Genomic DNA, 13,228 nt, shown 5'->3' with positions numbered 1-13,228 from the left:
TAGCATACACTGAAGCTAGGCTAGTTCGACAGGTTTATACAACAATGCAGGTAACTCATCTTTTTGCTGGCAAGCCCCAGCCCTTTGGTCCCAAAGGCTCGCCAAGTAGCATTATTAAACAAGCGTATCAGCAACTTCATGTTGAAAAAGAGGGAGCCGTAGAGGACGAGCAAGGTAACAAACAGTTACACGGTGGACCTGAAATGGCGTTTCATCAATATTCCACGCTTGGGTATGAAATTCTGCAAAGCGCTTTTCCTGAACATGCCAGTAAGATGCAAATTGGTACCATAGGTGAAAATATTTCTATCCCCGATATGCACGAAGAAAATGTGTTTATCGGCGATGTTTACACAATGGGATCTTTAGTTCTTCAGGTCAGTTCGCCGCGAGCGCCCTGCGCTAAAATAAATCATAGATATGATGTTAAAAAAGTAGATAGCTTTATTTTAGAACAAGGCAATACCGGCTGGTATTTTCGCGTACTTGAACCTGGCACAGTTGCTATTGGTGATACTGTAAATCTGTCTCATCGAGAACAACAAACTTGTAGTGTAAAAGACATCATGTTTATGACCAAACCACCAAAGGGTGTGGAATACAGTGTCCAAGATATTCAAAAGGCGGCAACCTTATCTAGCCTAGCGCCAGAGTGGCAAGGCAAACTGAACCGTATTCTGAAGAAATTATAAAACTAGATAAATCCAGCCTGATTTAATTCATGTAGCAATTAATTCTATTAATGTAATTTAGGCTGTCTTATGTCAAAAAAGAGAACGGAACAAGATTCAATCGGCGCAATTGAGGTGCCGGCAGACAAATATTGGGGCGCACAAACCCAGAGGTCCAAACAAAACTTTGATATTGCATCGAGCACAATGAAAATGCCAATGCAGATTATCTATGCCTTTGCCTATTTAAAAAAGGCGGCAGCATTAACCAATGCAGAATTAGCAGTATTATCCAAAGAAAAAGCCGAACTAATCGCCAAAGTGTGTGATGAAATTCTCTCTGGTGAACTTGATGAGCAATTCCCACTAGTGGTGTGGCAAACAGGTTCTGGTACTCAATCTAACATGAATGTAAACGAAGTTATTGCCAACAGAGCGCACGTATTAAAAGGTGGCTCCCTCAATGACACAGATAAAACAATTCATCCAAATGATGATGTGAATAAATCTCAATCGTCCAATGATACTTTTCCTACCGCCATGCACATTGCAGGCTATAAATTAATCGTTGAAAACTGCATACCTAATGTAAAGATGTTACGAGATGCACTAGCTAAAAAGTCAGATGAATTTCAGCAAATTGTCAAAATTGGTAGAACCCACTTTATGGATGCAACGCCCCTGACGCTTGGCATGGAGTTTTCGGGTTACGTAACGCAATTAGATCATGGATTAGAAGCCTTAGAAAACACACTCCCCCATCTAAGCCAACTGGCTTTAGGAGGAACAGCTGTAGGTACGGGTTTGAACACACCTAAAGGTTATGCCCAAAAAGTTGCACAGATAATTGCAAAGTTAACAGGTCACCCATTTGTTACCGCGGAGAATAAATTTGCTACTTTGTCAGCCCATGATGCCCTAGTTGAAAGCCACGGTGCCCTAAAGCAAATTGCTGTTAGCTTAATGAAAATTGCTAATGATATTCGCATGTTAGGCTCAGGACCCAGAGCCGGTATTGGAGAAATTCATCTACCAGCCAATGAACCGGGTTCTTCTATTATGCCGGGGAAAGTAAATCCGACTCAGGTAGAGGCAATTACTATGGTTGCGGCTCAAGTAATGGGTAATGATGTTGCAATGTCCGTTGGTGGTAGTAGTGGTCAGTTCCAGCTAAACGTGTTTAAACCCATGATGGCGTTTAATTTGATTAATTCTGCCACCTTGTTAAGTGACGCCTGTAAAAGCTTTACTGAAAATTGTGTTATTGGCATTCAACCTGACGTAAAATCCATTGATAAGCATTTGAACAATTCATTAATGTTAGTTACAGCGCTTAATCCCCATATTGGCTATGACAAAGCAGCCGAAATCGCCAAAAAAGCCTACAAAGAAGGCACAAAGTTGAAACAAGCCGCCTTGTCTTTAGGCTATCTTACTGAAGATGAGTTTGATCTATGGGTAGACGCCAACAAAATGTTAGGACATGCAGAACAATAAAAAATGATTGATGTATTTGGTATCGCAATAAGCCTCTGGGATCTCGGATTACTCTTTGTTAGTGCTTTTTTTATTGGCATGGCAAAAACAGGTGTCCACGGTGTTGGCATGTTGAGCGTGCCTGTTATGGCGATTATTTTTGGTGCTAAAAGCAGTGCTGGTATTGTTTTACCTATGCTAATCATGGCTGATATATTTGCTGTCATTTATTACCATAGGCACGCAAATTGGGGTTATCTATATAAACTCTTTCCTGCAGCGGCAGCAGGTGTAGTCATTGCGACCTTGATTGGTGACAACATTTCGGATGCTGTTTTCACTCAAATCATGGTGCTGATTATTTTTGCCAGCTTAGGCATCATGATTTGGCAAGAAACTCGTAAAAATAAATTTGTCCCAGACTACACTTGGTTCGCTATCTTGATGGGGACCTTGGGCGGTATAACCACCATGATAGGTAACCTAGCAGGTCCAGTGATGGCAGTTTATTTGCTCAGTATGCGCCTGCCCAAAAATGAATATATAGGTACAGCCGCATGGTTTTTCTTAGTCATTAATGTATTCAAGGTGCCATTTCATATTTTTGTTTGGGATACGATTACGCTTTCTTCGTTTGGCTTAAATGCGATAACACTGCCAGCCATAGCTCTAGGAGCCTTCATCGGCATATGGATTATCAAACGCTTCTCCGACAAACGCTACCGTTGGTTAGTGATTTTAATGACGTTGATTGCTGCGGGCGCCATGCTGGCATAGATCTTACTTGCTATTTTTAAATAATCCTCTTAGTTTAATCAAATTGCTCAATTTTGCCGTAAAAACAAAACAAGGCTTGATGCCACTAATGTTTAAAGGAATTTCCATGAATACAAAAATTTTGGCACTGCTCCTATGCTCAAGCTTATTACTAACTGCTTGCCAGCCCAAAAACGAAGCAGAACAAACTGAAAACCCACCAGCCGATACAGCAAACCAAGAAATAAAACCGATAGTTAAAGAAGTTCCCCAGTATTCGGTAGAAGATTTTTTTGAAACAACAACCTTGCTCGGCTCTAGAATTGATGCAAAAGGCGAATATATTTTAGTTTCCAGTGATGCATCTGGGGTGTTTAACGCGTTTAAATATCCTGTCAATGGCGGAGATCCCATTGCACTTACCAATTCAACAGAAGATTCTGTCTGGGTGGTAGATTGGTTAAATGGTGAAAATCGCTTTTTATATGTGAGCGACAAAGGTGGTGACGAACTCGATCATGTTTATGTTCAAGAGTCTGATGGTAGCGTTGTTGATTTAACGCCGGGAGATAATCTGAAAGCCTCCTTTTTGGCATTTAATGACGATAAATCTCAGGTATATATTTTAACCAATGAAAGAGATAACAACCTGTTTGATCTTTACCGTTACTCAACCGAAGATTATTCACGAACACTCATTTATGAGAACACAGAAAACTTATCTTTAGATATAATCAGTCAAGATGGTCGATATCTAGCTGCTTCAAAAAGCATATCGAATCAAAAAACCGATTTATATTTAATCGACTTGGTTAACGACGATAAAAAACCCAAACTCATTACAGACGCTGAAGCGCAAGTTGAACACAGCGCGCTTACCTTTATTCCCGGTAAGCATAAACTTGTCTATGCAGGCAATGAAGATTCAGAATTCTATCAAGCCTACACCTACGATATTGTTACCAATAACACAGAATTGACCTACCCCACCGATTGGGATATCACCTATTATTACTACTCGCCGCAAGGTAGATATATTGTTGTAAATACCAATGAAGATGCAAAAATTAAAGTCACCATAATAGATACAAAAACCAGACAACCTGTGGATCTGCCAGAACTACCTGTAGGCTCTATCCAAAATGTGAACTTTAATCAAGATGAGACAGCAATCGCATTTTTGCTTAATGCTGATTCGACTCCGTCTAACCTTTATTACCACAAATTGGGGAGCAGCAGCGCCAAAAAGCTATCAAAGACACTCAATCCAAAAATGTCCTCGGATGAACTTGTAGAAAGTACCGTTGAACGATTCGAAAGTTTTGATGGATTATCTGTACCAGGCTTATTGTATAGACCTCATGCTGCCTCTGCCGACAATAAGGTACCTGCTATTGTGTTAGTGCATGGTGGACCAGGCGGTCAAGCGCGAAAAGACTATAACCCAACCATTCAACATTTGGTGAATAATGGTTACGCAATTTTTGATGTGAATAATCGCGGCTCTTCAGGTTACGGAAAAACCTTTTATCATTTAGATGATAAAAAACACGGTGAAGACGACCTGCAAGATATAGTGTACGCCAAAAAGTATCTGCAATCTTTAGATTGGGTGGAACAAGATAAAATTGCCATTATGGGCGGTAGCTATGGCGGATACATGGTAATGGCAGCCATGGCATTTACTAACGAGTTTAAACTAGGCATTAACATTTTTGGTGTAACCAACTGGGTTCGGACCTTAGAAAGCATTCCACCTTGGTGGGGTTCATTCAGACAAGCCTTGTATGACGAGTTAGGAGACCCTGCCACAGACAAAGAGCGACTTACCCGGATTTCACCTTTATTTCATGCGGATAAAATACAAAGTCCAGTGCTTATCGTTCAAGGCGCAAATGACCCTAGGGTGTTGCAAATTGAAAGTGATGAAATGGTTGAAAATATGCGCGCCAATGAAGTACCAGTGGAATACGTATTATTTGATGATGAGGGCCATGGCTTTACTAAAAAAGAGAACCGCATTGCGGCCCAAAAAGCTTATATCAACTTTTTGAGAAAGTATCTATAAGTCTTTTCTGTAAAGCGCTGGTAATACTCTACTAGCGCTTTATTCGCATTTTTAGCCACTGCAACTTCCACTGATCAACCTTCGTATTGAGAGATAGAAATAATTTTTTTAACTCTATTTGAAGGAATTTTCGATGGCAGACCCCAGTGGTGGTTTTTTAGAATTTGCAATCAAAGCTTGGCATCATCGTGACCACATAATGCAGGCAAAAAATGCAGCGGAATGCACGCGTCGAATCTATAACTATTACAATTATTTTGAAGGCATAGAGCAACCCGATTGGTGTGAATTATTAACATCACTTGAAACAGAATTTTTAGTCAGTCGTGATTTGATTTTTTACTTTCAGGGCTTAAACGACATTCACTTTAGAGGTGATCATCTATCTTACATGGCTTACTCGCTCAGAGATCTTCTAAACAACGATTCTGCAGCTCTTGCCCTACTACAAGATATTGGTAAAGATAGTTATCAACACAGTTATTTTGATAAAACTACCAGAAGATTCCGTGCACCTAGAACCGCCAAAGAACTCGTGAAGTCAGACCCAGCATTTATGTTGGACCAGTTCTTATGGAATCGTACTCCTAGAAGTAAGAATATGGCGATGTACCGCATTTACGTAACGCCACAATCCTTATTCTGTCCAAAGGTATTCACTGCCATTGTTAGGAAAATGAATTCCCAAGTACCCTCTACGTTCAAAATGCCCAGCTCAGCTAAAATGTTAATTCCCGGCCCTGGAACTAGCAAAAGGGCAGACAAGATTGTTTTATATTGCCAAGACAAAGATGAGTTAGATGGTGGTGTAGAATTTTTAAGGCTGTATCAAAAAAAATATGGATATGCAGCCTTGTTCGAGAGCTTGATTCCACGCTCCACCAAGCCGGTTAGCGACTTGCAAGGCGTAGCCGTTACTCCTCAACCTAGCCCTGAAAGTTTTATGATGGGCTATGCAGGTATTGATAAAGATAAAGTGAAAGGCATAAGTTTTGGCATGTCCCGAGCCGCCATTATTTATTTAGCCATGAATGACAACTATAGAAAAGGTGACTCAGCAAGCATTCAGTTCCTTCGTGATTGCCATAAAATTGCCAGGATAGCGAATATAGATATACACCTAAATCGCGCTGACCTGACAGTTTAAAAGTGTAAATCTTTGATTACCAAGACCCATACATAGGATTTGGTAGCAAGATCAGTCGAGCCGGAAATTGAGGTGCGAGTGTTTCGATCTCTGCCTCTTCTTGGGTAATACCGGTAAAGTCTTCAATATTATCGCCGACTTCCATTACAATCTCGTGTGGGTTGGCCCAGTCAGAATTATCAGTTACTCCGAAACACTGCGCTTGACCACTACTCACTAACTGACGGCGTCTGTCCTTGTCATTAATAATAGTAGTGCCATTAATTGCACTTTTATCTTCAGCAAGTCGCCCCATTAAACAAGTATTGTCTTTTGTAACTGGAAGTCCTTGGGCTTGCAAATTACGCCAAGTATAGGCATCAAGTGCGTTGTTTCTATTGGTTACTAAGGCTAGTTTTCCACCTTTTGCTAACACTGTTTGAATGAAACTTTGTACGCCAGGAACAAGCCCTGCTTGCTCTTTTTTGACCCAGTCATCCCAAGTTTTAGAGGTATAACTCGCTCCTGTTTCATCCAACGCTACTTGATAGGCACTATTATCTAACACAGTCTCATCTACATCCATTACCACTACCCAATTATCTTTTGGTGTATCCATGGTGTTAATGGTATTCGCTGCCTGCTGATATATTGCGGTTGTTAAGAATTCATATTCCTTACTTTGGGTTAGCCATTTGACCGCATTTGTAATAGGTAATTGCTGCTGTGCTATGCTCACTGACACTGCGCAATGATCACTTAACATATTGTCAGGATGCATATCGGTAAAATTATGCGCTTGGGTTTTAAATGAAGTTGATTTGTTAGCTAATCCACCAACAAAAATCTGATCAATTGGTGCAGGATAATATGGATGACAACCAATTAAGTTGGCCGTAGCATTTTTCAAGCTAGAGCCAGAACCATCTGAATTGGTCAATAATTGTTGAGTTAAATGATTATAAGGCGCGCTTAATCGATGATTAAAGTCACCTAACACCATATACTTAGCCTGCTCTGCTTCTTTTTCTTCGATCCAAGCGTCTAATATAGGTGCTTGTTTTGCAAAGGTTTGACAGGCTTCTGAATCTTTGCGGCTATAATTATCTACAAAACAACCACTTTTCATATGTACATTGAGTAGCCATAGAGGGCCAGTTGCAGTATCAACTTTCAATTCTAGTCCATATCGTAAACCAGGATTATCTAAGCCAAAAGCTGAAAGACTCTCTACCTTATCAACCTTAATGTCTTTTCGTACCGCATAGGCAACCTTTTGTTGAGTCGAGTTATGACCGGATTCGCGACAAACATAGGGATCACTATCTGGGCGTTCCGATAGATAAATTTGCCATTGGGTTTCTGGAAATAACTGTGCAACCGCTTGGGAAGAGGCTACTTCTTGCAATGCAAAAATATCAGCATCCACCGCTTCAATATATTGTTTTAACTGTATAATTTCGGCTTGATTTCGAGGCCGACAACCTGCGTCTATCGGATAAGCCAGATGTTCTGTGTTCCATGTTGCTACTTTTAATGAAAACACATTTTGAGTATCCGCTACTCCGTTATTTTTTGCAGGTAAAATTGTAGCAGGTTGAACAAGGCTTACATCTTTTGAGGCTAGGTGATCAGTATTAGCACATCCAAGGGATAATACAGCTAAGGCTGCTATGCTAGAAAGTCTGCACAATATATTTGATTTCATTAGTAACTAGTTTTCCCAGAAATTTATTTTAATTTTTAGCTGTTAATCCGTTTATCATGACATCTTGTAAAAAGACAACGAGCAGTATAAAGCAATTCGTTTATAACGTCTTAATTGTTCAATAATCCCTTTTTAATGCAGCTATCGAATAGATTTACATCTATACGATAAGAGAATTGATGTTATAGTATAACATCTTTAAACATTATAAATACAACCAGAATAAACGACAGAGAAGTACCCATGCAAAAAAAAATATTAGCTATCGGAATTAGTGCTCTACTATTAGGCACCGCATGTAGCGAACCAACAACTACGCAATCGGAAACAAGCCAAGGGTCAACTATAGAACAAGCATCATCCACTGACACTATGAATAATCCACTATTAACGGCAAGTAACCTGACTTACGAAGCGCCTAATTTTGATGTCATTGAAGATAAGCACTTTTTACCCGCCATAGAACAAGGTATGGCTGAAAAAATTGAAGAAATAGAAGCCATCGCCGCAAATCCAGAGGCTCCTACTTTTGACAATACCTTGGTTGCAATGGAAAAAAGTGGCGCTTTGTTAACCCGTTCCCTGAGAGTTTTTTATAATCTTGTTGGCACCGACAGTAATGAAAAGCGACGTGAAATTCAAAAAGAACTAGCCCCTAAACTTGCCGCTCATAATGACAATATCATGTTGAATGCAGATTTGTTCGCACGCATAGAAACACTATATGAACAACGTGATGAACTTGATTTGGATGCTGAGGCAATGCGGTTAATTGACGTCTATTATGATGATTTTGTTCGCGCAGGCGCCAAATTAAACGAAGAGCAAAAAACTAAAATTCGTGCAATTAATGAAGAGCACTCCACACTAACAACACAGTTTTCTCAAAACCTTTTAGCCGAAACTAAAAAGATCGCAGTTGTCGTTGAGAATGTTGAAGAATTAGCGGGATTGAGTGAATCTAGAATTAAAGCTGCCAAACTAGCCGCAGAAAAAGAAGGCTTAGAAGATAAGTATTTACTGTCTATTACAAACACTACTCGCCAACCTATTTTAGCGTCTTTGGATAATCGTGAACTTAGACAACGTGTTTGGGAAGCTTCTGCCAATCGTGCTCAAAGTGGTGAAACGGATAATCGTCCATTAGTAGCTCGTCTAACCGAACTTCGCGCAGAAAAAGCCGCTATATTAGGTTATGACACCTGGGCTGACTATTCGTTAAATGCGCAAATGGCAAAAACTCCAGACGCAGTACTCGATATGTTCGGTAGCATGGTGCCTGCGGTGGTTGCAAATGTTGAGCGTGAAGCCGCTGATATTCAAACCATCATTGACACTCAAGGCGGAGACTTTAACGTTAAACCTTGGGATTGGGCTTATTATGCAGAGCAAGTGAGACAAGCCAGATATGATTTAGATGAAGAAGAAGTGCGTCAATATTTCGAGTTTAACCGAGTGCTTGAAGACGGATTGTTCTACACCATGAATCGTTTATATGGCGTGACCTTCGAGCCTCGTCCAGATCTGCCTGTGTACCATCCTGACGTAAAAGCCTATGAGTTATTTGATATTGACGGAGAAAGTAAAGCAATCTTTTATGCCGATTATTACGCCAGAGACGGTAAACGTGGCGGTGCCTGGATGTCTTCTTTCGTAGGACAATCTAAACTACTAGGTAAGAAACCAGTAGTGGTAAATGTCATGAATATTCCTAAAGCCCCTGAAGGCGAGCCCACGCTTATTAGCTATGACCATGTCACCACTATGTTCCATGAGTTGGGGCATGGGTTACATGGAATGTTATCTGATGTGGCGTACCCTAGCCTAGCGGGCACTTCAGTATCACGAGATTTTGTTGAGTTTCCTTCTACTTTCGAAGAGGACTGGGCAGCTCACCCTGAAGTCATCGCAAATTATGCAAAACATTATCAAACCGGTGAAGCCATTCCTGCAGATTTGTTGAAAAAAGTTATGACTTCTCGCACGTTTAACATGGGCTTTGATACCCTTGAATATATGTCAGCAGCTTTACTCGATATGGAATGGCATATGCGAAAAGCTGGCGATAAAGTAGAAGATGTCAGTGCTTTTGAGCAAAAAGCCTTAGAAAAACACGGTGTAAATCTTGAAGCGGTTCCACCAAGATATCGCTCAACTTACTTCTCTCACTCTATGGGCGGTGGTTATTCTGCGGGATATTATGCATACATGTGGAGTGAAATATTAGCCGCTGATGCATTTGCCTTTATTCAACAAAATGGCGGTTTGACCTTAGAAAATGGTATGCGATACCGCAAAAATATTCTTGAAGTAGGTAATTCTCGTCCTCCAATGGAAAGCTATAAAGCTTTCCGTGGTCAAGAACCTACTACGGATGCGCTGTTAATCAGAAGAGGTCTTAAAACCAACATTCAATAAGGTTTTACTAAGTATACCAAGCCCCGAATCAGATTTGATCCCGGGGCTTTTTTAGTTTCCAAAAAAGCCGCAATTCGATTTAATCGAACAATAAATGCACTTTTTCTCACTTTTAATTGATAATAATTATCATTTACAATTAATGAGAAAAGGAGAGTTTATGAACAAAAGAATGCCATATTTATTAACTGTTGACCAAAGTGTTCAGCTTACCCCAAATATGCGCCGAATCGAATTTGTTGGCGATGATCTCAAGCGATTTCCTGAGGTGCAATCGGGAAGCTATATAAAGCTTTTGTTTAATGGTTATGGTGAAGCATTAACAGCGCCGTCAACAGAAAATCAAAAAGTCGTGATGCGGACCTACACTGTGCGCGAGTTTGATCCTGTAAATCTACGTTTAGTGGTCGATTTTGCCCTGCATGGTGATACCGTTGAAAGTGGTCCTGCATCCTATTGGGCGAAGCAGGCGACCAAGGGCGAGCAAATTCTGGTTGCTGGTCCAGGAGCTAGCAAAGCCTTAGCATCTGATTATGATTGGGTGTTGTTTATGGGCGATATGACATCATTACCAGCTATCAGCAATTACCTTGAGGAATTACCTACAGTTACCCAAGGCTTTGTGGTGATAGAAGTCGCGACAAAAGATGATATCCAGACGTTAGATTTGCCCGACAATATGCGCATAATTTGGCGGATAAAAGAGTACGGTGAAGATTTGCCCAGTGCGCTTTCGGCTATTGAATGGCTAGAGGGAACGCCAGCTGTTTGGGTAGCATGTGAGTTTTCTTCCATGCGGACCTTACGAAGTATTCTAGGTTCAGAATATCAAGTGCCGAGACAACAGCTCTATATCAGCAGTTATTGGCGTCAAGGCCGGTCCGAAGATCAGCATAAAATTGACAAGCGAGCAGATCAAGAAGCGCATCAAGCACAACAATAAAGTTTGTGAAATTGAGCAACAAAAGGATGTTAGTTGCTTGAACATCAGGTATTGTTAAACAAACCTTTATAACTTGGTTACCATACCTTAATTCAAGCATTTTTATGGAGCTATTTATCTTAGGTACTTCATCGGGAGTCCCTACCAAAGCGAGAAACGTATCAGCAACTGCTGTTTGCATTACCAACAGAAAGCCTTGGTACCTAGTCGATTGCGGCGAAGGTACTCAGCATAGATTGCTGCATTTACCTCTTTCCTTAGCCAATTTAAGGGCGATTTTTATCACTCATGTACATGGTGATCACACCTACGGATTGCCGGGATTACTAGCTACGGCGGCTATGGTAGGACGTACTGAGCCTCTAACAATAATATGCCCACCTGAAATTGAGACCTTTATCAAACAAACGCAATTGTTAAGCGATATGTTTGTTAACTACCCAATGGAGTTCATTCATACCCACAGCAAGGGCGTTTTATTTTCCGATGATGCTATTGAAGTCAAGGCTGTTCCACTTTCACATCGAGTACCTACCCATGCATTTGTGTTTACCAAGACCATTAAAAAAGTACAACTCGATAGACAAAAGCTTATGGATGATGGTATTTCTCAAGGTCCATTGTGGGGCAAAATACAACAAGGGATAGACGTTCAGCTTAGTGATGGTCGAACTATAGTTGCCAACGACTATCGACAAGTAAACCAAGATCGCAAACGCATTATTGTGTCAGGCGACAACGATACCCCTGAAAAACTGGCAGATGTTGCTGAGGGCGCGCATGTATTAATGCACGAGTCGACCTACACCCAAGAAATATCCGATAAAGTGGGTAAATCACCTATGCATAGCAGTGCTAAGGCTGTCGCTAGTTTTGCTGAAAGGCATAACATACCCAATCTCGTCCTTACCCATTTTAGTGCTCGCTACCATTCGATAGAAGCTCTTAACTACAGTAAAATAAAGTCTACAAAAGGACATAATATCCAAGAAGTTGAAGATGAGGCTAAGCAGTATTATTCGGGAAACTTGATTCTAGCTAATGATCTTGAGCATTATATTTTGGATGATCAGGGGCAACTAAATAAAAACGACAATTTGCCGTTATAAAAAACATTATTTGGAAAGCGCGACAGACTATTTTCGAACAAATTAAATTTTCTGATAAACAGGATAAATGACTTGAGTTCACCTTATTTTCAAACCGATAAATTGCCCATTCATATTACAGAACAACAAGCGCCTTCGTTGTCTTGTAACGCTTGTCGAAATGGCAAAAATTTAGACTTTAATTTTTCAATGGCATTTCAACCTTTGGTTGATTTAGAGAAAGCTGAAGTTTACGGATATGAAAGCCTTGTAAGAGGTTTAAACGGTGAGTCAGCTTTTGAAGTACTTAAAAAAGTGACCACAGAAAATGTGTATCGATTTGATCAAGCCTGCCGCGTGAAATCAATCGCTTTAGCAGCTTCGGCGAAACTAGATAAAAACCTCAGTATCAATTTCATGCCTGGTGCTGTTTATAAACCTGAGCACTGTATTCGAACAACCTTGGCGGCGGCAAGAGACTATGGTTTTCCCTTGGATAAAATCAGTTTTGAAATAGTAGAAACTGACCATGTTGCCGACTTACCTCACCTTTATAATATTATCGAAAGCTATAAAAGCATGGGCTTTCGCACCGCTTTAGATGACTTCGGCTCTAAACACGCAAATCTCGATTGGTTAGTATCCTTACAACCTGACATTATTAAGTTAGATATCACTTTGATTAGAGATATCGATAGTTCAAAACGTAAACAGTTGATTGTTTCTCATGTTTCCCAGCTTTGTAAAGATTTAGGTATTACCGTTTTGGCTGAAGGCGTAGAAACCCGAGCAGAAAGAGACCGTTTAATCGAAATGGGCATTTTTAAACAACAAGGCTACTATTTCGGCAAACCAATGTTTGAAACCTTTGAACAAGTTGACTCGGTACTTTTGGACTAAACGAAAAAAATGGTTGAACCTTGTAGATTCAACCATCCTAAGTAAACAACTTTAAATCAGTAGTCTAGAGTTTA

Annotated in this window: 10 protein-coding genes; 9 read left to right on the top strand and 1 reads right to left on the bottom strand. The window is 40.4% G+C overall.

What is annotated here, in order from left to right; translation table 11 throughout:
- Positions 1–44: 44 nt before the first annotated feature.
- The 5 genes from ACNKW3_RS09800 to ACNKW3_RS09780 all read left to right on the top strand — a co-directional run bounded on the left by ACNKW3_RS09800 (position 45) and on the right by ACNKW3_RS09780 (position 6,118).
- Complete coding sequence (locus ACNKW3_RS09800) at positions 45–692, top strand: MOSC domain-containing protein (RefSeq protein WP_427399114.1); 648 nt, start codon at positions 45–47, stop codon at positions 690–692.
- Positions 693–761: 69 nt separating this feature from the next.
- The gene (fumC, locus tag ACNKW3_RS09795; RefSeq protein ID WP_427399113.1) at positions 762–2,168 is read left to right on the top strand and encodes a class II fumarate hydratase; all 1,407 of its coding nucleotides are present in this window, start codon (positions 762–764) and stop codon (positions 2,166–2,168) included.
- Positions 2,169–2,171: 3 nt separating this feature from the next.
- Positions 2,172–2,924 (top strand): sulfite exporter TauE/SafE family protein, encoded by a 753-nt coding sequence (locus ACNKW3_RS09790; protein ID WP_427399112.1) that lies wholly within the window; start codon positions 2,172–2,174, stop codon positions 2,922–2,924.
- A gap of 106 nt (positions 2,925–3,030) precedes the next feature.
- Positions 3,031–4,971 (top strand): prolyl oligopeptidase family serine peptidase, encoded by a 1,941-nt coding sequence (locus tag ACNKW3_RS09785; protein WP_427399111.1) that lies wholly within the window; start codon positions 3,031–3,033, stop codon positions 4,969–4,971.
- A gap of 133 nt (positions 4,972–5,104) precedes the next feature.
- Positions 5,105–6,118, top strand: coding sequence for a hypothetical protein (locus ACNKW3_RS09780; protein ID WP_427399110.1), 1,014 nt, complete (start codon positions 5,105–5,107; stop codon positions 6,116–6,118).
- Positions 6,119–6,134: 16 nt separating this feature from the next.
- Here ACNKW3_RS09780 and ACNKW3_RS09775 read toward each other — a convergent pair whose 3' ends face one another.
- A complete protein-coding gene (locus ACNKW3_RS09775) occupies positions 6,135–7,805 on the bottom strand; it encodes an HAD family acid phosphatase (protein WP_427399109.1) in 1,671 nt (556 codons plus the stop codon).
- A 243-nt stretch (positions 7,806–8,048) separates the two neighbouring features.
- Between ACNKW3_RS09775 and ACNKW3_RS09770 the strand changes: the two genes are divergently transcribed.
- The 4 genes from ACNKW3_RS09770 (at position 8,049) to ACNKW3_RS09755 (ending at position 13,154) form a co-directional block, all read left to right on the top strand.
- Entirely contained in the window at positions 8,049–10,223 is a 2,175-nt protein-coding gene (locus ACNKW3_RS09770; RefSeq protein WP_427399108.1) for a M3 family metallopeptidase, read from the top strand.
- A 160-nt stretch (positions 10,224–10,383) separates the two neighbouring features.
- Positions 10,384–11,166, top strand: coding sequence for a siderophore-interacting protein (locus ACNKW3_RS09765; RefSeq protein WP_427399107.1), 783 nt, complete (start codon positions 10,384–10,386; stop codon positions 11,164–11,166).
- Positions 11,167–11,270: 104 nt separating this feature from the next.
- Entirely contained in the window at positions 11,271–12,275 is a 1,005-nt protein-coding gene (locus ACNKW3_RS09760) for a ribonuclease Z (RefSeq protein WP_427399106.1), read from the top strand.
- 72 nt (positions 12,276–12,347) lie between these two features.
- Positions 12,348–13,154 carry an EAL domain-containing protein gene (locus tag ACNKW3_RS09755; protein ID WP_427399105.1) on the top strand — a complete coding sequence of 269 codons (807 nt, stop codon included), beginning with the start codon at positions 12,348–12,350 and terminating at the stop codon, positions 13,152–13,154.
- Positions 13,155–13,228: the final 74 nt, after the last annotated feature.

Source organism: Glaciecola sp. 1036 (assembly GCF_050306235.1).
Classification (GTDB): Bacteria; Pseudomonadota; Gammaproteobacteria; order Enterobacterales; family Alteromonadaceae; genus Glaciecola.
This window is presented reverse-complemented; position numbering and strand designations above follow the sequence as displayed.